The sequence below is a fragment of the Alistipes sp. DJF_B185 genome (assembly GCF_964250025.1).
In the GTDB taxonomy this organism is placed as follows: domain Bacteria; phylum Bacteroidota; class Bacteroidia; order Bacteroidales; family Rikenellaceae; genus Alistipes; species Alistipes finegoldii.
This window is the reverse complement of sequence record NZ_CAXUDY010000001.1, coordinates 308,954-334,835: the sequence shown is the minus strand read 5'-3', so window position 1 is coordinate 334,835 and position 25,882 is coordinate 308,954. Positions and strand designations below refer to the sequence as shown.

The 25,882-nt window shown below is 47.6% G+C and carries 21 protein-coding genes; all 21 read right to left on the bottom strand.

Features of this window, described 5'->3' with window-relative positions:
• Positions 1 to 71: 71 nt before the first annotated feature.
• Positions 72 to 1,223, bottom strand: coding sequence for an EpsG family protein (locus tag ACESTR_RS01660; protein ID WP_227043624.1), 1,152 nt, complete (start codon positions 1,221 to 1,223; stop codon positions 72 to 74).
• Between the two features lie 73 nt (positions 1,224 to 1,296).
• Positions 1,297 to 2,553 carry an oligosaccharide flippase family protein gene (locus ACESTR_RS01655; protein WP_004303994.1) on the bottom strand — a complete coding sequence of 419 codons (1,257 nt, stop codon included), beginning with the start codon at positions 2,551 to 2,553 and terminating at the stop codon, positions 1,297 to 1,299.
• 96 nt (positions 2,554 to 2,649) lie between these two features.
• A complete protein-coding gene (gene wecC / locus ACESTR_RS01650) occupies positions 2,650 to 3,855 on the bottom strand; it encodes a UDP-N-acetyl-D-mannosamine dehydrogenase (protein ID WP_004293527.1) in 1,206 nt (401 codons plus the stop codon).
• The gene (locus tag ACESTR_RS01645; protein WP_004293528.1) at positions 3,852 to 4,013 is read right to left on the bottom strand and encodes a hypothetical protein; all 162 of its coding nucleotides are present in this window, start codon (positions 4,011 to 4,013) and stop codon (positions 3,852 to 3,854) included. The genes wecC and ACESTR_RS01645 overlap by 4 nt, the downstream gene beginning before the upstream one ends.
• Positions 4,014 to 4,076: 63 nt before the next feature.
• Entirely contained in the window at positions 4,077 to 4,772 is a 696-nt protein-coding gene (locus tag ACESTR_RS01640; protein WP_004293529.1) for a tyrosine-protein phosphatase, read from the bottom strand.
• Between the two features lie 89 nt (positions 4,773 to 4,861).
• Entirely contained in the window at positions 4,862 to 5,095 is a 234-nt protein-coding gene (locus ACESTR_RS01635) for a hypothetical protein (protein WP_004293530.1), read from the bottom strand.
• 79 nt (positions 5,096 to 5,174) lie between these two features.
• On the bottom strand, positions 5,175 to 7,592 hold the full coding sequence (locus ACESTR_RS01630; protein ID WP_004293531.1) for a GumC family protein: 2,418 nt from the start codon (positions 7,590 to 7,592) through the stop codon (positions 5,175 to 5,177).
• 14 nt (positions 7,593 to 7,606) lie between these two features.
• Positions 7,607 to 8,398: a polysaccharide biosynthesis/export family protein gene (locus ACESTR_RS01625; protein WP_004293532.1), complete on the bottom strand. Its 792-nt coding sequence runs from the start codon at positions 8,396 to 8,398 to the stop codon at positions 7,607 to 7,609.
• A gap of 13 nt (positions 8,399 to 8,411) precedes the next feature.
• On the bottom strand, positions 8,412 to 9,533 hold the full coding sequence (locus ACESTR_RS01620; RefSeq protein WP_004293533.1) for an MraY family glycosyltransferase: 1,122 nt from the start codon (positions 9,531 to 9,533) through the stop codon (positions 8,412 to 8,414).
• Between the two features lie 34 nt (positions 9,534 to 9,567).
• Positions 9,568 to 9,963 carry a hypothetical protein gene (locus ACESTR_RS01615; protein ID WP_004293534.1) on the bottom strand — a complete coding sequence of 132 codons (396 nt, stop codon included), beginning with the start codon at positions 9,961 to 9,963 and terminating at the stop codon, positions 9,568 to 9,570.
• A 272-nt stretch (positions 9,964 to 10,235) separates the two neighbouring features.
• Positions 10,236 to 10,784 (bottom strand): UpxY family transcription antiterminator, encoded by a 549-nt coding sequence (locus ACESTR_RS01610; RefSeq protein WP_004293535.1) that lies wholly within the window; start codon positions 10,782 to 10,784, stop codon positions 10,236 to 10,238.
• A gap of 1,234 nt (positions 10,785 to 12,018) precedes the next feature.
• On the bottom strand, positions 12,019 to 12,771 hold the full coding sequence (locus ACESTR_RS01605) for a hypothetical protein (RefSeq protein WP_004303991.1): 753 nt from the start codon (positions 12,769 to 12,771) through the stop codon (positions 12,019 to 12,021).
• A gap of 128 nt (positions 12,772 to 12,899) precedes the next feature.
• On the bottom strand, positions 12,900 to 13,301 hold the full coding sequence (locus tag ACESTR_RS01600) for a hypothetical protein (protein ID WP_004293537.1): 402 nt from the start codon (positions 13,299 to 13,301) through the stop codon (positions 12,900 to 12,902).
• A gap of 20 nt (positions 13,302 to 13,321) precedes the next feature.
• Positions 13,322 to 14,212: a DUF5106 domain-containing protein gene (locus ACESTR_RS01595; protein ID WP_004293538.1), complete on the bottom strand. Its 891-nt coding sequence runs from the start codon at positions 14,210 to 14,212 to the stop codon at positions 13,322 to 13,324.
• A gap of 71 nt (positions 14,213 to 14,283) precedes the next feature.
• Entirely contained in the window at positions 14,284 to 17,472 is a 3,189-nt protein-coding gene (locus ACESTR_RS01590) for a hypothetical protein (RefSeq protein WP_178285253.1), read from the bottom strand.
• A gap of 30 nt (positions 17,473 to 17,502) precedes the next feature.
• Positions 17,503 to 19,785 (bottom strand): fimbrial protein, encoded by a 2,283-nt coding sequence (locus tag ACESTR_RS01585; protein WP_004303990.1) that lies wholly within the window; start codon positions 19,783 to 19,785, stop codon positions 17,503 to 17,505.
• A gap of 6 nt (positions 19,786 to 19,791) precedes the next feature.
• The gene (locus ACESTR_RS01580; RefSeq protein WP_004303989.1) at positions 19,792 to 21,345 is read right to left on the bottom strand and encodes a fimbrial protein; all 1,554 of its coding nucleotides are present in this window, start codon (positions 21,343 to 21,345) and stop codon (positions 19,792 to 19,794) included.
• 17 nt (positions 21,346 to 21,362) lie between these two features.
• The gene (locus tag ACESTR_RS01575) at positions 21,363 to 22,268 is read right to left on the bottom strand and encodes a FimB/Mfa2 family fimbrial subunit (RefSeq protein WP_004293542.1); all 906 of its coding nucleotides are present in this window, start codon (positions 22,266 to 22,268) and stop codon (positions 21,363 to 21,365) included.
• Between the two features lie 67 nt (positions 22,269 to 22,335).
• Complete coding sequence (locus ACESTR_RS01570) at positions 22,336 to 23,463, bottom strand: hypothetical protein (protein ID WP_004293543.1); 1,128 nt, start codon at positions 23,461 to 23,463, stop codon at positions 22,336 to 22,338.
• A 60-nt stretch (positions 23,464 to 23,523) separates the two neighbouring features.
• Positions 23,524 to 25,005: a DUF3868 domain-containing protein gene (locus tag ACESTR_RS01565; RefSeq protein WP_004293544.1), complete on the bottom strand. Its 1,482-nt coding sequence runs from the start codon at positions 25,003 to 25,005 to the stop codon at positions 23,524 to 23,526.
• Positions 25,006 to 25,018: 13 nt separating this feature from the next.
• Entirely contained in the window at positions 25,019 to 25,594 is a 576-nt protein-coding gene (locus ACESTR_RS01560) for a DUF3575 domain-containing protein (RefSeq protein WP_004293545.1), read from the bottom strand.
• Positions 25,595 to 25,882 lie beyond the last annotated feature (288 nt).

Sequence of the window (25,882 nt, the reverse complement as noted above, 5' to 3'; positions counted from 1 at the left end):
TTGTTCGTATTGGTAGCTATCCATAGACCATACATCAGCACGATGAGAAATTCAGATTACAAAATTTTTCATCATGAACATAGATTACTAAACCATAAGTTTAGTTGGAACAACATGTGCCTCTGTTCAACTAATGGTGTAACAATGAAATACAATACCGGTATAATTGTAACCATAGTTATTAGTAGCTGGGACTTAAAACTCAATTTGGATTGAATATCCATAACCCACATATATGTAAAAACATATAAGAATAGCACGGCAAGTTTGAAGAATCTATCATAAAAAGTCAAACTGACATATCCGAAATTGGCAAAAGACAATAGGAGAATACAGAACCCCCAGAATTTGACATTCTGCTCCCAAAATTCTTTCCCTATTTTTTTATATAGTATATAGATCACAGCCAAGACACCGAAAACGGCAATTGTTTCACGAAGCAAATAGAACTGATTACCATACTCGCGTATTTCCTCTGCATACTTTCCAACAGACTGTATGATATTTTGATTCCTAACGCTCTCTTTGACGTAGTTTTCAAATATGCCAAATTGTGCGATATTAGTGACAAACGCGATTTTCGCAAAGCGAACGATGAATGATACGATAAGAATTAAATAGTACACTTTAAACCTATATCGCAAGAGTAGGTTTAATACAGCCGCGACACATAAGGCGAGTAGTGAATAGTGAAAACAAATACATAACGCAGATAACCAAAGGTACTTAACGGCTCCTGAATTAAGGTATCTCAAATAGAAGCCAGTAAAAACAAATGCTCCGCTCCAAAAGCGAAAACCGAGAAACCAATAGTATTCTACAGTAAAAATCACTCCCAGGAAGAGTAGCCATGCAGGAATTGACATTTTCTGCATATATAATGGCTGGAGTGGTTTTACGACTCCAAATATAAATAGAGAAGTATATACCACACACGCACAAGCAGAGAAAAAATTCCGGTTATCAGCAATTAAACCAATGAAATATTTAAATAATACAGGATATATTTCTTTGCCATATTTTGATGTTCCAGAGTCCATCCATTGCTCAACCAATGATTTGTCGGCAATACGATGAAAATGCTCATAATGAACCAACAAATCCATTTGTGGCTCATAAAACCAACCAAAATAGAAAGAAAAGATAATAAATAGAATGGGGGCAAACCTTTGTCTGAAAAACATTAATGACAAACACAGTCCTACAAAAGGAATAAATGTCATTATTACAGACAAGATTACAATTAAGGCTAAAGAAATAGCCCAATGTCGAGAATTAGTATCTATATTGTATATCCTATTGTTTATCAACATTACCAACTCTTACTTTATTGGCTAAATATAGGCGCAAAACCAAACATCCCACGTTCGCTATAATCAAAGCCCAAATAACACTTCCTATGCTAATACTGTGAGTAAGAATCAAGACAAGGACAACAATGATGTATATGATTGCAGAATAAATGGTTGTCATATTTACCTCATTGATTTTTCCAAGTACGCCCAAATAAGGGAAACCGAACATGTCAGCTGGCACACTAATCGCCAATAAAAGCAAGAATAGGTTGAAATACGTGGTTATACTTGCTGTTTCAGTCTTAATAAAAATCGGTATAAGATACGGTGATAAGAAATATATACAAGCTAAAGCGATTGTATTGGCAATACATAAAAGCAATACCATCTTAGTCGCTCTACCCATATTTTTTATCCTTGTGAAATATGGGTAAAATATCTGAGATAAAAGCGGAGAAACAAATGATGAATACGCATTATGAAGTTTTTCCGCAGCTGTATATAATCCGACTGCAAAATCTCCAAGAATAAAGCCAAGCACTAAGGTATTCATTGTTTTATAGGCTCTCATCAAAAAAGTTGATGAGAAAAACGGAATACTATCCTTAAGATAAAATTTCACTTCTTGTGCCGAGACTATTTGAAGTTTGATCCCGTATCTTTTTTGGGCAATGAATAAAGCGACAATACCTGAAACAAATGTTTCAAGAGCATAGCACAACATCACCAATGCATAATCATCAGTAGACTTAACGATTAAAAAAATAGGCAATATACATAATAGCTTTATTGGCACGCTGATACGTGTTATATATTTAATGTCCTCCATTGAACGGAAAAGCCAATAGGGAGCAATGACAACCCCTATCAAACGAATAAAGGCTAATATATAAAGCGTGAGTTCATTCCTTAGTGAAGGAATCAACCCTACAACTAAAATATAAACAAATAGAGAACAGAGTATGAGAAAAAACTTACATTGCAGAATAGAAGAAACTATCCTTCCCAATTTTTCTTGATTGTCTCTATTATTGACGACATGCCTGACATTAGATAAATCGAAACCGAACTCATTGAATATCTGAAAGTAAAAGCTAAATATAATGGCAAAATTTACAAGACCGTATTTTTCTACTCCTATAACGTTCAACAAATATGGAATTAGTAGAATTGGTATAATGCTACTGAAACCATAAAGGAGAAACTGATTCCAAATATTTGACAACAATCTTGATTTGAAAACTTGGCTTAATGTCATCTTCTTAAAGCAATAGATTTTCTGTAAATCTGCAATCAGTATATGTGTACGTTTATTGGGAGGGTAAGTCTTGGTAAACTTAATGATTGTCTACCTCTATTGCTTAAATATTCCACAGAAATCAAGTATCACTTTATCATCTTTCCACGGTAGTTCTTTGAAAGGTGTATGGGCTGTAAGGAACACAACAATATCGGCTTTGTCATAAGCCTCTTTATAGTCTGTCAACTTGAACACGTTATGTTCTTTCACATTTGGCTCTACCACTAAAATGTTGGCATTATTACATCCTTGCATTACTTTAGTTGTGATATATTTTGCTGGAGATTCACGCAAATCGTCAATGTCCGGTTTGAATGCCAACCCCATCATTGCTACCACAGGCTTACAGTGATTTTTCAGTTCAAATTCAAACATGGCGTTCTTTACTTTTTCAGCACAATAGAACGATTTATAATTGTTGATTTCGCGTGCTGTAGAAATTATGCGACTTTCAACCGGAAAATCCGCTGTAATGAAATATGGATCGATAGCAATACAATGACCTCCGACTCCACAGCCAGGTTGCAGGATATTTACGCGCGGATGTTTGTTGGCAAGCCTGATAAGTTCCCAAACATTAATCCCTGCCTTGTCGCAAATCAATGAAAGTTCATTGGCAAAAGCTATCTGCACGTCACGACTGCTGTTCTCAGTCAGTTTGCACATTTCAGCGGTCTTGCAATTAGTCCGATGCAGCGTCCCCTGTACGAACTGCGAGTAGAACTCGATTGCTTTTGTTGTACTTTCTTCGTTCATACCGCCAATGACACGGTCGTTATGTACCAACTCATAAATCACATTGCCCGGAAGTACACGCTCGGGGCAATAGGCGATATAAATTTTACCTTCCAATTCAGGACGCTCAGCGAAAATTAAGTCACGCATTTTATCAGTCGTACCAACGGGTGATGTGCTTTCAATTACATATAAGTCACCTTCCTTGAGAAAAGGAAGTACAGCACGAGTTGCCGCCTCTACATACGAAATATCAGGCTCATGATTACCTTTGAACGGGGTGGGAACAACCATAAAGTAAGCGTCACTTGTCTCCGGCTTCGTGCTTGCGTGCAATGTCCCGTTTTTCACAACTTCTTGCAGCATTTCTTCCATCCCCGGTTCAATGATGTGGAGCTTACCTTGATTGGTCAGCTCTACAACTTTGGGGTTGATGTCAACACCCGTTACCTGTACTCCGTGCTTTGCTGCGATAATGGCTGTAGGCAATCCGATATAGCCCAAGCCCATAAAACATGCTTTCATAAAATTGAGTTTAATTGAAATTCTTTTGATTGGTCATTCATACTTTTGAACAGTTCATCCAGCTTTTTCACAAAATTGTCTTTTTGGCTATCGGAAAGTTCCTTATCTTTTAACTGCTCTATAATGGAATGATAAAGAGCCTTTTCTCCGCTTGTCATCTTGTTGTTTATTAATAGGAATTTTTGTTATAGCTTGGCTATCCATAGCCGCAATAATCTTGACTATAAATCAAGCAGTTTTTGTACGTTTCTTGTAACGCTTGTACAAATGAACTTTTGAAATATACTGTAACTGTGAATATCTGTCCCTATATAAGCAATAGCCTGTTCTCTCATAAGAAACATGGCCTTTTTCTTAATCCGGTTGCCATACATACCCGCTATTGATGGAAGATTAATCTGGAATTTCACACCCATGTCTTTTAGCTGTCGGTAATCCGATTCATCCATATAAGCATAACGCTCCGGATGGGCGAGAACAGGGTGGTATCCTTTAGATTTGATGCGAAGCAGGATATTTTTCAAGCCCATCGGAGGACTGAAATAAGAGGTTTCCACCAGCAGGTGGTCGCCATTCTCGCCTAAAGGTAGCAGGTCATTCTTTCCCAGCCGTTCCTCAAAGAGATTGTCAAGCATGTTTTCCGCTGCAAGGTGCAGTTGTACGCCACCTGTGTAAGCAGCCTGCAATTCTGCAAAACGGTCGCGAAGATGGGCAGTCGTATTGGGAATGTCTTCCATGATGTGCGGTGTGAGCCATACGGATTTGATCCCTTGCTCCTCATACAAACGTAGAATTTCCAAAGATTCGTCCATCGTTTGTACACCGTCATCCACGCCCGGAAGAATATGCGAATGATAGTCTGTAAAACCGATTAGCTTTATTATATTTTGTTTTTCCCTTTTTTTAAAAAACCACATATAATGACATAAAACTTTTTAATCATTCCCGATTCCACATGACATATATGCGGAATCCGGGAATGAATTGATTGTCCCGGTGATAAACTTCACCACCAGTTTCGCTTGCCGAAATGATTTATCAACCCGGCCCCAACACAAGCTAAACCGATACAGATAGCCGCAGGAGGACAGATAAATCCACCAGCCAATACTCCGGCTTTTGTTGCGGCAACCACTCCGACTCCTTTGGTAATCAATGCTGTTTTACCAAATACACCTACAGTAACCATACCCGCACCGAATAAGGTCGCTTTGTCTTCTGTAAAATCGTTCTGTGCCATAGTTGTGATTTTTAGTGAAACAATAGGGAAATCAAATTTACATTCTTACTCCGTATTTAATTGCTTGATAATCAACGATTTACTCTATATATTTTTCATCGGAACCATAGTGATATTCCGAACCGTAACCATAGTGATAACCATACCGATAGCCATAACGGTATCCGTAGCGACCACCGCTTCCCTCGGTTCCATTCAGGATCAGGGACATGTTCTTGTATTTTTTCTCCCCGTAGATTTTCTCCAGTTCAGCAAGCATACTCAGTTCAAGCAATCCTGCACGAACCACGAAAATAGTACGGTCAGCCAGCTTCTCGATTATCTGCGTGTCGGCCACCAGTTCGATGGGCGGACAGTCAATCAGCACATATTCGTATTGTTCCCTTACGGTATCTATTACCTGTTTCAGCCGGTCGTCGAACAACAGTTCGGTGGGGTTGGGAGGTATGGTGCCGACAGGAAGGATGTCCAGATATTTCTGTTTCGGATTGGTGACAATTATTTCATTGAGATTGTCAATCCTGCCGCCAAGATAGTCGCTCAACCCCTTGGTAGGAGAGTCGATATAGGATGACGCAGAGCCGTGACGCAGGTCACCGTCGATTACCAACACTTTCTTCCCTTTAATGGCAAAGCTCACGGCGATATTCATGGTCAGGAACGACTTGCCGCTGCCCGGATTGAACGAGGTCACGATGATGACATTCGATGCCTTATCCTTGCCAGTCATGAACTCCAAGTTGGTACGCAATACACGGAATGCCTCGTTGATGATGTCACGGCTGCCCTCCTTGACAACAATGGCCCTGACTTCCTGTGGTTTCTTTCTGAATATTCCTTTCTTCTTTCTTGTGAACAGCGGAATTTCACCGATGAACGGTACGGTTACGCTTTCCAGATCTTTTCTTCCCCGTACACGGGTATTCATGTTCTCACATATAAAGATAATGACTACCGGAATAAGCAGTCCCAAAGCACACGCGACCATTAAGATGTTTTTGCGCACGGGTGACATCGGCAACATGCTACCGTGGGGCGGGGCAACAATACGGGTATTGTAGGCCGTAAATGCCTGTGAGAGTTCGTTCTCCTCACGCTTTTGCAGTAAGAACAAATAAAGAGCCTCCTTTACCTTCTGCTGGCGTTCCACCGAGAGCAGGTATTTGGCTTGTGTAGGGTTAGCTGCTATACGTGATGTTGTCTGTTGCTCCGTCTGCCGCAAACTTTTTATCTGCGAATTCAAGGTTACTATCTGATTGTCGATAGACCTGATTATCGCCCCACGCATGGATGCCAGGGCCTGATCCATATCAACGACCAGCGGATTTTCCGTACTACTGTTCGCAACCAGGCTGTTGCGCTGCAACAGTTGTTTGTTGTATTCGGCAATCTGCGATTCAATATTGGCGCTTTCAATGCCGGAATTGGCCGGAAGCAGTTGGGTACGGTTGGCGTCATTGGACAAATAGTTCCGGATGTAGCGGGTCATGTAGAGCTGGTTGTTCAAAGCCAGAATCTGCGCATTCGTCTGGCTGCTCTGCGCCATATACATGCTCGAAGCCGCCTGCACGTCGGGTAACAGATGTTCGGACTTGTAGGATGAAATGTCCTCGTCCACGTTGCCCAGTTCCTGTTCGATTACGCCCAAACGCTCGTTGATGAACATCGAGGTGCTGATAGCGATCTGGTTCTTGTCCTTCACCCAGTTCTCATTATAAACGGAAATCAACATGCTCAATACATCCTCCGCCCGTTGTACAGAATTATCCCTGAATGACAGGTCGATAACTGACGCTTTCTCATTATTCAATGAAACGGACAGATTGGACGAGCAGGAGTTTACAGCATCATACAAACTGGATTTACCTACATACAATGTGTATGTCTCGCCTTTCACATAATTGGGGGTTGCATGGATAATGATTTTCCCTAATGGCGTAGTGATGGAGTCGAGCAAGCGGCCCTTTATATCCTTTCCGTCGAGCTCCGTCCCGTTACGTGTAAAGTCGGATAAGAGTAATGTGCTGTCTGGCTGTACTTCCAATGTAAACCCAGCCGATTCGTTTTCAGGAAAGTCACTTATCGTTACATCCACTGGTAATGTCAGTCCATAGGCCACCTGACGGTGGAATTTCCCCGGAACGAAGTAATTCATATCCAAACGAAATCGTTTAACTACCTCGGTCATTAAAGCCGGCGACTGAAAGGTGATGAGTTCGTTATTTACATTGGTGCTGGACTGGAACAACCCAAACTCCGAAAAGGATTCCAGATCCGGGGAAACCGACTTGCCTTTGGAATCCTCCTTGATCAACACCGAAGCAGTGCGTGTATATACGGCAGGGGTACACAGCAGATAGACAGCAGCAACACCTGTCGTTATCGCCAAAGACAGGACGAACCACTTCCACCTCGCGAGGCACAGGTACAACAGATCCTGTATCCGCAGGAAATCATCCGGCTGTCCCGGTTTTGTATTCTTTTGATTTACGGCCATATCAGATTCTATATTTATTTCACGATCAACACGGTAATGGTGGTCAGCAGCGAGGCCAACGATAACCAAAAAGAGGTAGACCGCACGTTGTTCCCATTGACTGTCGATTGTCTTGCCCTGACCGAGTTAGGTTCGACATAAACAATATCGTTCTGTTGCAGGTAGTACACGGGAGAAGCATAAAGGTCATATCCCGAATTCAGATTGACCCGGTACAGGGTCTTTTTGCCGTTTTCCTCCCGCTGTACCAGCACGTTCTCCCGTTTCCCGTAGACGGTAAGGTCCCCGGCCATGCTTAAAGCGTCCAGGAGCGTCAGCCTGTCCTTGTCGATATTGAAACGTCCGGGGTTGGCGACCTCACCCAACACGGAAACGGTCAGGTTCATGAATTCCACTGTTACTACCGGATCTTTTACGAGGTTTTTCGAGATCAACTCTTCTTTTATGCACAAGGCAATCTCCTCGCGTGTCATTCCCGCCACATGGATATGCCCCAGCACGGGAAAATCGATATTTCCATCCTTGTTTATCGTGTATCCTGACATTCCTTGATTGTTGGATGCTTCTGATCTTATACCGATTTGTCGGGATATAATCGGAAGGTTGAAAAGGTCCATCAACAAAGGGTCTTTGCTGTTGACCAATATGGAAATCTTGTCTTCGGGACGTACCCTGATTTCCAATGGATTAAGAACCTGCTCTGCCATACCCGGTTTCAGGTCCGTAAAATAAGCGACTTTCGGCGCGGCACATGATCCTAGCAGGGAAGCCACGGTCAATAAGAGTAAAATGTATCTGATTTTCATATTTCATTGATTTTTATTTGTTGGTTGCCTGTCTCGACTGAAGCTGTCCGATACGTTTCGTCAGTCGGATATTGGTGAAAGTCCATATCAGGATATCGACTAGTACGATCCAGTTTACATTCAGATAAAGGGAGAGAAGAATATTAAACAGTATGAATACGGTCGATACGGATATGACGATAATCATGACACTTCGCTGCTGCATTCCGACAGCAAGTAGTTTATGGTGGATATGGTTCTTATCCGGCAAGAACGGGTTCTTTCCGTTGCGTACCCGATGCAGATAAACCCGGACCACATCACAGCAAGGAATCAGCAGCGGGGAGAATGCCAGCACCATCGGATTTATATGTACCGTATTATCATCTGTCCCACACATAGTCAACTTGAGACTGAGAAGACAGAGCATCATGCCAACGGTCAGGCTGCCTGTGTCACCCATGAAAATCTTTTTTCCGTGCTCGGCATTCCCGAAAACATTGTAATAAAAGAACGGCACTAACACCCCTAATGTGGCGAACGCCAGCATGGCATATATATACTGGTGAAACATAAGAAAAGTCAACCCATAAAGCAAACAGGCAATACTGCATAGCCCGGAAGCCAGTCCGTCAATGCCATCGATCAGGTTGATGGCATTGATGATGAAGACCACGAACAGAATGGTCAGAGGATACCCCAGCCATAATGGAACCGAATGAATGCCTAGAATGCCGTACAGGTTATCGATATATATACCACCGGCGATAAGCATCATGCCGCACAGAATCTGGATAACGAACTTGGCTCGATAACGGATGCCGATCAAGTCATCGGCCATGCCAACCAGATACAGAACCATGATGGAGCAGAAGGCGAAAGCCAAGGGCCGAACATCGTTCTCGATTTCGGACAACATCTCCGAATGCCCCATAACCATATTGATCCCCAGCAACAAGGCTACGGTGAAAAACACTACCGGCTTGAATGCGATGCCGCCCAACCGGGGCACGGCACAATGATGAATCTTCCGTTCGTCGGGAAGGTCGAATAACCGCTTGCGGAAAGCGATCAACAAAATCTGGGGAATGATGATACCCGCACAGAACACACAGATCAGGAATGCAATACTGCAATTAACTATCCAAAAAATCATATTATGTCAGAATTTGTTCTTTACTTGTGCAAAGTCATGGAAGAGAAGAGAATTTCATCACCTCTTTTTTGTGCCATTCCTTGTACCGCTTCATCGAGATTCCTATCCCAACAAGTTCCCTGTACCCTGATACTTTCTTTCTGAAGATGTGATTTTTGCCGTAAGCCTGGAGTTCGTCATCCGAGATGCTGACCATTAAAACGGGAAATGGGTAAACTTTATGCCTGAGTACAGTTACATCGTGTGTCACGAACAGCTGACTCAATTGGTAGGCGGATTCTTCGAATGCGTGCCAATAGTCACCTGCTCCATACAGACGAATGAATCGTCCGGTTGTATCTTCTGTGTGAATGATGTCGAACAGGCATGTTTCGATGAGTTCCATCAATGGCATCCAGCAAGGCTCAGTTCCGGAATTGTAACCATTCATTACTTTCAAAAATGTTTCATCCGTTGTCGGGAATTAGCGTATATTCAATTTTACAAAGCCAGAAATGCAGGTTTTATCCTCATTGTAACATGCGCCGGGCTGTTCTGTACAGATGCATTTGTCAAAACAGATAACAGAAACCAGTACTCATCTTGTTCCGGAGCATAACCTTTAATATCCGCAGCTCGTCCGGCAGGTCATAATCAATGCACACCGCTTTAACTTTGGACCATATATCATCCAAAATAGAGTCGGGCTTACATATCATTATTTTATAATAGCCTGATATATTCGGGATTGACTTCCACCCCTACGGAAAAGAACTCGGGCAGCTCCACTAACAGACGTTTCGTTTTCGACCCGCGTACAGTCAGCAATTTTCCTTCATAACCGTCCAAAGGACCGCCTACAATACGGATGTGCCGTCCGCACATAGAGGGTGTCAATTCGCCAGGAAGATAATATTTCGGATTTTTCGACACACTTACAGCATGTATGAACCGCTCCATGTCCGCATCAGCGACAGTCATCGGATTTTTGTAACCACCTCCCTTCTGGAAACGATACTGTATCGTGGGATACTTTTCCACAAACGGATCAATAGCTTCCTGGGTATCATGAACAAAAAGCAAATCCTGGATAAAGGGAACTTCTTCCCGAGTCCGTTTGCCGCCATGAACACTCAACTGCTCTTTCATGGGAGTGAACACCTCGAAATGCTCGTTCAACAGTTGCTTGTATGCGGGCAACTTGGCATTGGCCCGTTTAAGGTCGCGCATCACGTACCAGCATGTCTGTTTTTCACCTTCCGAAGTAGCCATATTTTGGATTTAGGACAATTCTTCTAATCCTGCAAGATTGTAAATTATACTACATATCAAGCAGTTACAAACATTCTTTTCAAAAGCTGGAGAATAACTTCCCATGTCAGTATATCTGTTCATGTTTACACCATAAAAGATTCCGTTATCTCACACATGCACAAAATCTCTGAAGCCGTTTCCGGCTCCATCTTCTGCTACTTCTCTCCATAAGAGAAGTATTTGAATATAAAATTGGTTGTAATCAGCTAGTAAACAATATTTGTTTTATTTGCTTGGAAGACGATTCACTTAACAACTGTTGAGTAAAACCTATAACATCTGTTTGAAATGAGGCACTCGGTTGAAAATTATATCATTTTTATATTGTTATTTTCAGTGAATTGTATAATTTTGTATCCCAAATACTTCTCTTATGGAGAGAACGGAATTTTTGTCGAACAATCTCTCTATAACTTACACTCAGACTTATTTGTAACAAAACCTTTTTTGCTTCATTATTGTTAGTCTGAACTTATCGGTCATACACTTCCCAATAATTAGACGTTTTCATACTATATATTATGTACCACTTTACAGCGCATGACGAGGATACTTGTTTTCATGCCAAATTTTTGTCACTTCATGCTAAGTAAGTCTAAACGGGTTTCAAATGGGCTACGTTCTGTAGATAAGGAGCAAGTTTTCTTTTACCCGCATTTAATTGCTTATTTCCTCTATAAACAGAGAAAAAATTTTTGTTTTCCCCAACAGATAGTAAGTAACTTAACTCTATCTGTTTATAGAGAAAGTATGGCGAAGTTGGAAGAAAGTTGGTTGACAGTAAATTGGTATATAGATTCCTTGTTTTTATAAATCAAGGTATAATGCTGGGTCCCCAATAACAGTATTTTGAGAGAAGATGTAGTATTTATCTGTATTTATCGCAACCGGATATTAAAAAATGTCCATGATGCTTGGGGGTTCCCCAAAAGTTGATAGTCGATTGAATAAGATTGTCAGCTGCGTTGAACCTAAATCGTTATCCGATATTATGCAACACTTAGGATTAAAAGACAGAAAAAAAATGCGATGAATGTCCATCTAACCTTGATGATTATTAGAGAGAGTGTATTGAAAAATGACAGAATCGGATAATCCTGCAAATCATTTTGATAGTAGGTATCCTAATTGAATTTTGTCAGACTGTCTATGACAGCTTATCTTCCGCAACGGAGCGGCATACGAAAGCCGGTTATTTATTTTGTTTTCCTTTTTTCTGGACGATTTCGTTGTGCTTTTCGACCAGTTCGGGGAAATTCCTTCTGATGAACTGCCCGAACGAGCAGTCGTTGAACCCGAACCGCCTGGCCAACGACTTCACGCTTTCGGTTGTCGTGCCGTACAGGTGCATGGCCTCGCTGTATTTCTCCATGCTGCGGCGGGACACCGCGCCGCCCGTATCCGTCCTGACCATTCCCTTCCGGGCATACAGTTCCGGCTCGTGTTCCTTCAGGTAGCTGCGGAACGCTTCGGGTTGCAGCCCGAACTCGGCGGCGACCTGTGCCGTCGGCAGCCCGCTTTCTTTCAGCCGGCGGATGGCTTCGGCATATTTGGCCTTTGTCGCGGGGTTGTATTTCCGGACTTTAGACCAGTCCACTAGCCGCCCTTCCTCGTAGGGGATATTCTTCCGCCTGCATACCAGGTCCAGATGCCACCTTTGCAGGTGCTCGTAGAATCCCTTCTTCGACACTCCCGTCTTCCCGGCTATCCGTGCGGCCGACATGGGTGTCGTGGCATACAGATGCACCGCTTCGGCATACTTCTCCACCAACTCCGGAGAGGGGGCGTGCACGGTACCCCGACCGGTGATTTCCCCTTTCCGCTGCCGTCGGAGAGCCTTCTTGCGTATCCTGATGCGCCGCTTCACCAGATCCTTATGGTAGAACAACAGGTGCTGTTCCAGTCCGGTATAGGAAAGCCCGCAGGAGTCGGCAACCTCCGGCACCGTGACATACGAGTTACCCTGCAAGAGCCTGACGGCCTCAGCATACTATTCCTTGCAGGAGCGGCGCGTGCCGCGCGGCAGCCCGTCACCGATACCCAGCCAATCGCGCACCTTCTCGCGCCATTCGATTATCTCGGGGTAGTGCGTACACGGCTGCCTGCCCAGATTCGTGCCTTCCAACCCGAATTTACGTGCAATCCGATATGCTCCATGCTCCCGCACGCCTCGATGGTATCCTTGTATTTGACACGGGTAGCGGGCAACTGTCCCCGGAGCTGTCCCAACTTAATCTGCCCGGCCTCTTCTTTGCTGCACAGTATAGCGTAACGGGCCAGCACGAGTTCACGGTGGTACTTGGTCAGGTAACACCGGAAACCCGATTCTGTCACTTCGCAGATACGGCATATCTCACAGCCGGAAAGCTCCGTGGAAGCGTACATCTCGATCGCTCGGCGGTATTTCTCCTCCGTCTCCGGCCTGATGCCCCTGAAACGGTTGCTCTCCTTACTGTCTTTTCCGGATGTCTTCATAGGCTTTCATGAGGCATCTTTCAGGACAACCGTTCTTCCACCTGCTCGAACGAAGCGTCCTTGAGTATCACCCGTTTTTCCGCATCGAGCAGGTAAAGGGTGGGCATCGCCTTGAGGTCGTACACCTGTTCGCGGGTAAGCCGCTGATCGGCATCATAACCATCTATCCAACCGGCGGGAAATTCCGCCTTTTCCCACGCGGGGGTCTTGCCCTCCACACACACGGAGAGGAGTTTCAGACGGCCGGACTCCAACAGGTCGTTCACAACCGGGGACAGGGTGAGCAATTCCTTCACCCGGCGGCAGTCCTCGCAATCGGGGTCGTTGAAGTAAACCAGCACGTAGTCGGCCTTTATGCCGGAGAGCTGCCTGCGCCTGCCGTCCCGGCAAGTGACGGTGAAATCCGCCGCCACGTCTCCCGGACGGTTCTTCATGGCTATTTCCAACAGGTAGCGGGGACGTATCTTGTCCGTATCGGACAGGCAGGGGTTGTCCAGCAGTGCCCGCAATACGAGGATATGCAGTTCCTCGTCATGCATGGGCGAATTGGGCTCGTAGAGGTACTTGTCACTCAGCCCGATGAAGTGATACAGCATCTCCTGTCCGGTTGCGGCGCGGCGGAAAAGAGTATCGATGGCAGCCTGTGCCCGGTCGGTATAGGGCAGGATGCCGAGGAAATCGACAAAGGCCTGCTCGGTGATTTCAGGACGGGAGATGAGCGACGTATCGGCAAAATCGAAGTGGTCCCAGTAATGCAGGGACAAGTACGCCGCCCTGTCTTCAGGCGCCGTCAGCGTGACAGGCACGTCGGGCAGACGGAATTCCTTGGTTTTCTGCTGTTGGGCATGTGAACAGGAAACGAGACTCATGCCCAAAAGACAGGCGAAAAAAGTATGATTCAGCATCTTCATATCTTATGTTGTTAAAAAGGCGCCGGATGTGGAAACGTCCGGTGCCGTTGCATATACCGGTTCGGAAAATCTCATTCGCCGGCAGACGGTTCAAGTACGATGTGCGGACTGGCAAACAGGCTGGACAGGCTCGGGTATGTCGCATGATAAACCATGCCTCCGTCACCTGTGTAATGCAGTTCCACCTCGTCCGTGTACCAGTTAAACTCATATTCCTTGCGAAGCCGAAGTTCGTACTGGCCGTCGGCTGTTACGCTTACCGACCCGATACGGCTTCCGTTGCGGGTACGCTCGAAGGATACGAAAGCATCCTTCGGTATGTTTTGCACCACGCCGGCGGTATTTTTATATTGAAGCGTCCCGGCAATCGATTGGTTCGACACACGGAAAGTCTTGGAATAATACACTACCCGGCTTTCATCGGACGAAATCACGATGTCCCCGGCACTTACGACGCTATTCACAAGGAACGGCAGGGTCTTGCGTTCCCCACGCTGACTGGAGGCAATATTGTCCGTGTTAGCAATATCATCCGTACCATATCGCCGTTCCGTCTCCCGCTTGGCATCCACGGTATAGACAAAACGCCCGGGAATCGTGGGATGCGCTTTCAGTTTGGTTCCGTCCAGTCTGTTTTCCGCAAGACGGCCGGCATCGATTTTCAGCATAGGCGCGTCGATATAGATTTCGAACGCTTGGCCGAAAGGATCCACCGACTTGTTGTCAAAACCGGCAAAGCTCGTCACATCGATGCCGATATCCACCCGCTGGTCGGGTTGATATGTCCATTCCAACGGGGTGACTTTTTCCGGTATGTCTGCCGGTATGGCACCGGATGCTACCGTGCGGTCAGGCTCGTCGGCCTCTCCCTGCCAGTCGTTGTTGCCGTACTTCACGCGGGCTCCGAACCGGAACGGGGTGTAGTTGACCAGCTCGAAAGTCGTACTGCGGTATGATCGGCCGCCATATATACCGGGATTATCCTCGTTTGCATCTTCCGGCAATACCGGTCCGAGCCGGTTGTCGTTGGAGGCGATGTGGATCACCTCGGCGCTCCGGGCACGGTTGGTCTTCATGTAGATGGAATATCTTCCGGTACCTTGCGACGGGCTGCTCAAAACTTCAGTTCTCGGTTTGAACATCAGCATACGGCCACCTTGGGGATTGTTGGTCTGCCACCAATTGTTCGATTCATCGGGATAGAATTTGCAATCGAATGCAGTCACTCCGGCATCGGGTTCCTCACCGTCCTCGTAATAATCCAGGTATTGCGAGTAGAGCAGGAATTCGTCTTTGCCTTGCGCATTGGCAGGATTGTCGTTCCCTGTCCCTTGATCATTGTCGGACCTCTCTGCCAGCAGCATGTCAAACTGCACGTTGGCTCCTTTTTTCTGTGGAACCAGACGATAGTATATCACTTCATCTTGTACGCCCGAGCCTACGGCATCGTATTTGTTCAGTCCCTGCACCGTGATGGATACGAGATTGGTGGAGTATTTGAACTTGCGCCGCATCGTTTCGAAATATTCGGCTTCGATATAGAGCGTGCCCTCGTAGCCGTTTTCCTGATTCAATATGTTCTCGAAATAGACACGCTGGACGCCGGGACCATCGGCCGTGTAGACAAATTTGTAATCCGGCTCTTTGCCTTGATAGACGGAAGAGATTTCACCGCTGCTGTACCAGTCATTGTCCGCCTCGCGCACCACGGGCAGTTCCATGCCCGAAGCGTTGCGGATATCCAGATCGCCAACGGAAAGGTACACATTCATCGGGAACAGCTCCTTGGGACAGCTTTCGGGTATGGTGAACATGGCCGTAACATGGGCACGGTTGTTCTTGTTGGCACCGTTCCCTAAATTACCGTATATTTCCGTCCCGACCCATGCAGGCACGAAAGACTGCTTCCTGATCGTGATGACCTTGATTTTGCGTTGCAGCCGTCCCTTCTTGACAAGCAGCGTACCTTCCAGTTTCTCGTTATTTTCCAAACGAAGCAGGTGTATCTGGATATGTCCCTGTCCGACACCGTTCACGACCTCGAATTTCGTCTCGAATGTCTGCGTCGCCACCCCGTTGTCTATCCAGGAGACCGTTGCGGCATCGGCTTCGGTGATGGCTTTGTCATTTTTTCCTTTAATGGTATAATTGAGCGTGTAGCTGCCTCCGTTTTCCGTAAAGCTCTCGTCCAGTACGACAAAAGTCTTCTCTACTGTCAGGATATAGTCCGTATCTTCCACCTCGTTCACTTCATCGGAAATGGAAATCCATACGTTGTTCGTGGCTGCCGCTTCCAACGCCTCGGCAAAGGAGGCCTGACCGAAAGATAGCGCGCCCTCGATGTGAAGCTTGTAATGGTGGTTCCGGCGCACGAGGAGCTGCTCGCCCTTGTCGTCAACCAGCAGGACACGGTAGTATTTCTCTTCGTCCTGATCCGGAAGATGTCCCCGAAGAATTACGCTGACAGGGGCATCGGCACTGTTCTCGCACTCGAAGACATACTGGTTCATGCTGGATGTCACGTCCGTAATATCGCTCATCTTGGCATCGTTCACGGGAAGCGTGACGAAGGGGTCGTCGCTGGAAGGCCACGTGAAATCAAAGCCTTTCTTCGGGTGGTGCGGGGCCACCGTTCCGAAAGCGTTGGTGTTGCAGACCGCAAAGCCCGTAATCACGATATGCCCGTTATTGTCCGGGTTGTCGACGGAGATTCTCGCGTGGTTGCGGATCAGTTTGACGGAATTGCCCGAGGTGGCCATCTGTTCGGCTATATTGCTGTCGTTTCCTGCATCGCAGGCGAAACGGCCCCAATAGATCATGCGTCCGGACGAGCCCTCCAACACTGCCATGACCTCGGACTCCGACTTGTTGCGGAAACTGTCCTCCTTGAATTCATCCATATTCTGGTTGGCCAGGAAATGGATGGTCCGGGTATTTTCGGGCACCTCAGCCTTGAATGTGCCCTCCATCTCCCCCGGGCCGGGCTTCTGCACCGTGACACCGGCCTTGACGGTAGAGATGAAAAGCCCGTAACTGTCAAAGCAGAAAAGTGTCATATCTTGCACTCCGCCACCGTCAGGGTCTACCGCACGGGTGACGACTTCCTGCATCGCAGGAATTTCCGTCTTGAAATTCAGCATGATGTAGCCGTCGCGTGCCTCGGTCTGCGGATTCTGCCACAACTCGCTTTCGCTGCACGAAGCGAGCAGGGCCGATACCGCAAGCAGGGCGACAAGCTTGTCTATTATTTCCTTTATCATATTTCGTTTCTTTTTGACAGGTTTCTACGTTTATTCCTTTTTACCGTAGGCATCGCGTACACAGGCCACTCCGGTACCGCTAACGGTGTATTTCTCATTATAAAATCTTCCGCTTGCGCTGTAATAGTACTGTCCGTTCAAGCGGTAGTCTATGGCGTCTGCATCCTGGTCTTTCGAGCCCTGGAATTTAAAAATGATTTTAAGTTCGGCTTCTGTGGGCAGGCGCCAGTCATCCAAGGTAACCGTCCTATCGGTTTTCGGGTCTTTATACGTTTCTACATAATGCGCGCAGTGCTCGCGTGCAACGCGGACACTGTTGTCACTCCCGTCCAGCTTCAGGTTTCCTCCTCCAACTTGGAATTCGCCTACACAGGAACCTATCATGAATGACGGCGAGACCAATTGGGCATTGTCCTGTCCCGGATCCGTAACCATAAGTTCCGGATGGTATGTATCCTGGACCATACGTGGACGGCCAAGAGTATATTCACTGGATGTCCCTGTCAATACAATGGTGTACATTCTGCCGTTAATTTCGCTATAGCGGGATTCCCGAAGTCTGTTTGAGTTTGATGTGTAATAGTATTCATATAAATCAGACTGTCCGCTTCCATCATTCCTCAATTTTGCTACTTTTGAAACGAAGAATCCGTCCGGAGGACCTCCAAATAAACCATCTGTCCCCGTTAGGTATCTATATTCTCCGTTCCAACTGGAGATATTTCTGGTGGCAAGGGCGATTCCGGTAATTTTATCACCTACATATTCATAGGTAGTCGGGTTAGGATCTGAATTCTTGAAATCATCGCGGTACGAGTACCACCCCTGGATATTCGTGATATATTCCAACGGATACTGCTCAATGGTTACGGTACGTTCGTTGCCGTCCTCATTTGTTACCCGGACTTCGATATAACGTATCGTATTGTTCCTGGGGAGGTCGCTGTGTACATCCAGCTTGCCGTTGAGCCCCTTGTCGGGAGTAATGAGGATGTTGCCATGGCTGCGCCATCTGTATCCGGTACTCACTCCCCATTCGTTATCGTTTGGATTATCGGGGTATCTTTTCTCCAAGTTCTGTTCCCTTCCGAACTTGTCTATATAGTAAACCCGGGTAATCTGTGCCGTCACTTCCGACGAGGAGGTGAAGATCAGGCTGGTGCGGTCGTCCTCCTTGTTGTGCATTTCCAGGTCGTACCGGTTGAGCACAAGGAAAGTCGGGCGGTCCCCGCCTCCGACATTTACCGTCTCGTCTATCCAATTCTCCACGGTATATTTCAAATCCGTCAACTGCACCGGTGTGGAGGGATTTTCCGCTCCGGGGGCATTGACCGTTGCCGTTACCCTGTAGCAGGTGTTGCGGTTCAGGGCCTTGCCGTTACAGACAGGAATCTGGTAGTAGTTATCGGGACGCAGTTGCGGGTCGGTATCCTTCTGGTAAGTCAGGGGAATGTTCATCACCAGGCGCACTTCCTGCTCCATGGAACTTCCATTGTCCCAAGCATGGGCATACATGTAAGCCGTTACGGTAATTTTGTTCGCCGTCCACTCAAGATAGCCGCCGGAGGTCTGGGCGGTATTCCTCAGCTTTGCCGCACCGTCCGCACCCGCCACTACCGATGTGGTATAGGGCATATTGCGCAGGTAGTAACCTATGCCTTTGGAATCAAAAGTCACGTCTTGGCCTTTGTTGATGGTCACCACGACTTTTGCCGCTGCCCTGCGCAGCGTGACCGCCAGCCGCGTGTCATTCCCTTGCGAGCCGTCGTAGAGGACGACCGGAGCAGCAACCGCCGGTTCATCGTTCCCTTCGGGATAGGCTATGCCGTCCATGAGGAATGTTCCCGGGACACCTTCAATGTCTTTCCCTGTCAGGTGAATGTTCTCGTCCTCCTGCGTCATCGCCTTCAAGGCGTTCAGGTTCGCGAGGTTTTCAAAATCCTTTTCCGGGTGGGTGCTGTTGGCGATCAGATACACCCAATACCTCTCATTTTCCGTAAAAGACGACCGTTTTACGGGCAGTGTAATCCGTCCCGTTTCATTGGCTGACGCGTTCACCCGGTCGCTCCACACCTTCGTTTTCTCGTCGGTATCGTTGAAAATCAGCACGTCGATATGGCTCACTGCGACCTCCGCCCCTTCGGCCGGTACGGTAGCACGACTCACCGGCAACGCTCCCGACGAGATGTCGAGGATAATGCTGTTGCCGTTACCTCCTGTCTGCCCGCCGGGGAGATCGTCATCTTTGCTGCAAGCGGCAAGAAGCCATGCCGCCGCACAACAAATCATCATATTGTATATAATCCGTCTCATCGCTTGTTAGTTTGTAGGTATGTCAACCTGTTTGATTACAATCTTCTCGGTGCTCTCGCTTCCTGTCCAGTTCGTGGCTCCGCTCTGCATGTTGATCAGCAGGAGCGAGCTTCCCGAAGGATCCCACTTCGGGGTATAGGCGATGCCCAACGAGAACTGCTTGTCCACGTTCTCGCCTTTCAGTGCCCTTACCCGGATTTCGTACGCTGTATCGGAAGCCACATAAGGCGGTGTCACGAGTGTGTTGACACCATCCACGTTTTGATATACCGTCAGTTCATAGTCTGCGGCTGTGGCATCAAACAGCGTGGGCTGCCATTCCTGTCTCACAGGACCTGTGATGGTGAACCTAAAAGAGTAGGTTCCCGCTGTCGATGATGCGCCGCCATTGTAGTAAACCGTCGGCTGCGCGTAGGGGGCGGTCCCTCCACCGAAAGGTTGCAGCAGTTCATAGGAAGGGTAATCGAACTCCAACTGATAATCTCCACCGTCCTCCCAGTCGGCCACATCGTATGCGACAGTTATCTTGCCGCTGTTGTGCATCAGGCAGCATACCGCATAATACTTGTTCCTTTCAATGCGTGGCATATAGACCAGACCTTCGCGCGGCTCGCTGTCGAACGTGTAGCCGATTTTGAGGATGTTTCCATGCTCATCACCCGGTGTGTTCCACGAATCGCTGCCCCAAGGGTTCTCGAAAGGATAAAAAGGAGCCCCCAGTACAGGCGTGTAGTTTTCGGGGTTCTGCCTCTCTTCGGGCGTGATATTCGTGGCCAGCGTCTTCGTTACCGGTGCTGAAGAGGGGACGAGTGAAAACTCGCCGGTACCAGTGGCGCCTGCCAGTTTCAGCGTTTCGTCGGTCTGTGGCATCAGGTAATTATACGCACGCGTTCCGGCTTCCAGCAAGGTCAGGTCCGTTACACACAGCTCTCCTGCCTCACCTGCTTCTTTGGCCGCGAACACGCCCAACTTGCCTATGGGACGCTTCAGTTGGAACGTCAAGACATCTTCCAGCGGTGTATGCCCCGAATGGCCGGGGTCGATCGGCTGACGGTTAGAAAGTTTCGAGAAGTCGATTGTTTTGGATTCCTTGCCGAACATTGGAAGTCCGTAGGCTTGGACATCTCGTGTCAGCGTGGTAAACGTGAAATCATTTAGTTCCGCTTCCGTAGTATTTTCCGTAAAGGTTTTCTCGGCACCTGGGGTACTCATGGCCTTCTCGTTCGCGATGATGTAGAAGTCTACCGTTTCGGTAGTCAGGGAAGTCATCGTCAGATCCATCCAGAATGTAGCCGGAGTCTCCATGTCTCCGCTCCGGAACTCGTGGCCCGCCAGTTGTCCTTTTACAAAGGCATAGACACGAAGCGAGTGAATGGCCGATTCTTCGCCGGTCGGTGTGCCGTCGGTTTCGCCGACAGCGCATGTCCCTACGTTGAGCCGCACTGCCACATCGTGCCGTTCCCCGAGCGATGCGGCATCTTCCTTGACGCACCCGCACGGCAACAGGCCACAGCACACTGCTGTAACTGCCCAGTATAATATTTTTCTTGTATTCAGCATATTCTTTTCGGTTCGGTCTAAAACTCAGGTTTCACTTGTTCGATGTACCATTCGGGTACGCTTACCGTGATTTCTCCCGACTTGAACTCGATGCGTATCGGGATGAGCACTTCATGTTTGGAACAGTCTATAATAGGATTGTCGGCAAGGAACCTGGCGAGGTTGACTTCGGCCAGCGGTTCCCCGTTCGGGGCGGCGCTCAGGCGGATGTTCACGTTCTCGTGGTTCTTGTGACGCATTATGTTGGTACGGGCCGTGAGCAACGCTTTTCCGGCTTCGTATTCGGTTTCAAGCAAATAGTCGGTTGCCTCCCCACAGGCCCGATTCTCAAAATCGGTACAGGGCGAGACTCCGCATATCTCAAGCACAGGCAGCGAGCCTGCGCGGGTTCCCGGGGCGGGAACTCCGGCCACTTCCACCGACAGATCGTAGTGAGAGCTGGCGAACTCTATGGTTTTGGTCTGGTTTGCCTCTTCATCACCGCTGTAAGGCAGTACGGTATAAGAGGTCGTAGCATAGTAAAGTGAATCGTTGCCGGCAACCTGTTTCTCGTCGAAATAATCCCCGGCGGCAAAGAGCATCCGGCCGAAATCGCCCGTGGCGATGCCATCGACCTTCGTGTGGTGGGTGTTCCCCAGGCAGACAATCCGGTAGTCTCCGGCAGCGAGCGGGGGAAGCGTAGCCGTGCGGTCCTTGACCTGTTCCTCTGGTAAGATACTCGAATTGACGCATCGATTTTCTGCATCGAATACGAACATCTCCACCCGGCAGATCTTGTCGGGGAATATTTCCGTGGTGCCGTCGCCCTTGTAGCTGAGCAACAGCGTGTTCGTGCTCAGACAGTCGTCCAGATCCTCACGGATGCAGGATGTGGCGGCTCCGGCGAGCAACGTCAGGCAGAAAACAATATTCGTCAATTTCATATATATGTGATTGAAGTGTTAAAGGATAGACAGGGCGGAACTTTCGCCCTGCCTATCGGGTTATCAATTAAAATTCAGGTGTGACAGGAACTACATCCCAGCTCATGACGTCAACAGTTACCTCCACACATTTTTGAGGATTATCCAAATCCTCATCGCTAAATGCAAAGTTCATGACGTAAATCTTGGCGAAATCTGCTGTAACAGCAGGAGTGAATGTACTGGTAGCCAAGTAAAGAGGAACCTTAGTTCCTTCATTTGTTGTACCAATCAATTTTACAAGAACTTGAGGATGGTTAGTATTTCCAATATTATTATCTTTAGGAAAGAAGTGGTATGCAGGACGGACATTGCCTTTCTCGTAGGAATGCTTATACTGTGTATTTTCATCCAATGTAACCAAAGGCAAGGTGGTTGCAGGACTCTCTGTTGAGGTAAATTCATCGTTATACCACGCATCAGCAGCTGTCTCGAAAAGGCCGAATATAGAACCGGGGTTAATATCGGAGTTCTGTATGTCACTGGCTGTTCCTCCCTGACGGTCTGCTTTCCCGAAATAGTTGTTCAACATGACCTGCTGAACTTCAATACTCTTGTACTTACGCTGACCTTGAGTAGGAGCTGTATACTCAAATTTACCGATTTCAATTCTGGATACACGCGGTTCAAGCACTACCTTCGCTTTGTAAAGCGGGTGTCCTGCCTCGTCTTGACCGGACACAGAAGTCAACTCGACTTCTTTATAAAGGTCTAGATCAGTCGGATTTTGCTGTTCGGCGATTATCAGGTCTTTTTTCAAATCTACATAAGTAGATGCATTTATTTGACTACCGTTGTTACCTACAACGATTACCTTGTTCACCTCAGCAGGTAAAAAATGGAATACCTTATCTGCGCGGTCGTCAAAATTACTTTTATTGCTGAAGTAGTGGGTTGCCTCAGTTCCTTCGATTGTTTTTCCTTTATACAGGGTAGTTCCGTCTGTAAAGAATACCTGTAAATCTGTCAAAGAAACCTTTGAGTTGTCTTCTACCTCTTGACCGGCGCCTCTGGTTACTGGAATCACATTAGACAGGTCAATGCTTACACTCTTTGGGGTGTTGTCCAACTGTCCCATTTCATCGTCTTTGTTGTCACATGCAACAAACGTCATTGAAGCAGCTAAAGCTGTCAATAAAAAACTCTTGACTTTCATCTTTTTGTTATTTAAAAATTAGTAAAAAGGTTTTTATAACTTCTCGCTTATGGATTTTGTCTACAACTGGTCGATGACCTGCCGCACCTCTTCGAGGTTATGCCGGGCAGTCGCGGAGCCTGCCTCCGAAGCACGGCGGAACACATCCTCCGCCTTGTCGTATTGTCCGGCCCCGGCGTATGCCACACCGAGGGTGGAGAGCAGTTCTGCCGACCGCGCGGTGACTTCCGATTTCTCGAGCAGCTCCACCGCCTTGGCATACTCCTCACGGGAGATGGCGTTCACGGCATTCTCATTGAGTGCGGAGGGCGAAGCGGGGAAATAGCGTAAGGCGGTGGCCATCACCTTGTCGTACCCGGGCGTGCCTTTCCCGTAGGAATCGGCCACCTTGTACATTTCCGACAGGCTCAGGAGGTCGGGACGCTCATCGACCATGCGGCGAGCCTCTTCGAGGTTAAAGTTGCGCACGTTGTACTCGATGCGGTACTCGTTGCGGCGCAACGCGGGGTATATCTCGGTGAGCAGCCTGTGGTAAATGGTCGGCGGCACGAGTTTCTGGAGTTGCAGCTCGCAGAAATCCCGTTCGTCGGGGTAACGTTCGATGATTTCATATACCTCGTCGCGTTTCAGCAGGTTCGGGAAGTCGCCGAGCACACGGACGAAACCTTCCCAGTCCTCACCCTTCCAGTCCACGTGGAGCATCTCGGGAGCGATAGCGTCGTAACGGCGGATATAGTCGGCCAGCGCCTTGGCGCGGTTCTCGGACAAGGCCATATTGTGCGCCATGCTGCCTTCGGGAGAAGCGTAACCGGTGATGTAGATACCGATAATCCTGACGTCGGTATTTTTCTTTACCAGCTCGATGGAGTTGGAAACGGTGTCCAGTTCGGCACGGTTGTTCTTGAATCCGGGCAATATATTATAACTGTCCTGCCGGAACTGCAGCCGGGCGGTGCGGGTTTCGGCACGCACTTTCACGGGTTCAGGTTCAGGGGCTATGCTGTCGAGCTTGTAATCGGGGACATAGGCAGGAAGTATGCCCGCCCACAAGGACTGCTCCGCCTTGCCCTTGTCGCAGTTCACGCAGCCGTGTACCTCTTCGCGGATTTTGATCCGCCCGTCGAGCATCCAACGCTCGTAGGGCACGGTGGCCGCATAATCGTAATGCTGCCCCTTGCTGCTGTGGCGTATGATTACCTGTGCGGAATCATTGTGGAAAGGGGGAAGCTCCACGCTTTCGAGCCGCTGCGCCCGCAAGTAAACCTTGTGGCGGGTCTTGCCATCGATGACTATCGGGGGAAAGGTCACCTCGCGGCTACTGTCCGCCGACATGAGTACGGGTGTCAGTGCTACGGTGTGCTGCGTACGGATTTTCGCCTTGCTCAAATCGACGGACATCGTCAGCTCTACCGTGCGGCCCTGCTTGACGACCCCTCCCTGACGAATCCCGATCAGAGGCAAGTAACTGGTTTCGTTCTCGGCATGCAACATCATGGGACAACATGCCAATATCAGCAATAATAGGATGTATATGCGTCTCATAGTCATTTTCTTGTTATTTGATTATATATATCAGGGAGATGCCCGCCTTGGTCGGGCCGAAATAATGCTTGTCCTTGTTGCCCTTGAACTTGCCGCAAGTGGCACACTCGTACTTATCGTATTGCGTGTAGATGTAACCCAGACCGATCGTGGCTTCGAGGTTCCAGCGTTTGCCTAAAATCCATGAGTAGCCATACGACAATCCGAGACCCGTAGCCCAGCCCTGATAACGGTGATCCTTCGTGGACTTGCTTTGGAACGGGATTCTCACGCCACTGATGTTGTAGAACGCGTAACCGCTGTGCAGGCCGAAGAAATGGCCGTTATAGCGTTCGCAGAGCCAGTAACGGAACTCCGGCATTACCATCCAGTGTTTGATTTTCTTGTTCTTGTCCTTATTCAGCGTCCACGGGTTGTAGGCACCCGTGAGGTCGAGGGTCGTGCGTTTGCCCAGCCCAAATTCCAGACTCAAGTTGGGCGTGGTACTTGACCAATACAATAGATTGGTCTTTACTGCGATATCCTGCGCTTTGACAGTGCCCGTGCACCAACAAACCGCAAGAAAAACACCGAAGATCAATTTTTTCATATTTTCCTTATTCTTGTTATCTCATTCGGGCCGGAAAACCGGCACGTCAACTCCCAAACCAATACTTCTCTCCGAAAGAGAAGTGGTAGCGTATAACATTGATGATAAGTGGCTGAAAAACAGATTATGTTCGGTTCGAGCGACTGGGAATGCTTAACATTCATTGAAGTAGAACCGGTTTAGAACTCGGATTGAGACTTAAAAAACAAGCTGTTTATGCCGTTATAATCAATAAAATACGTATATTTGCACCGTCAAATACTTCTCTTTCGGAGAGAAACGGGCAAA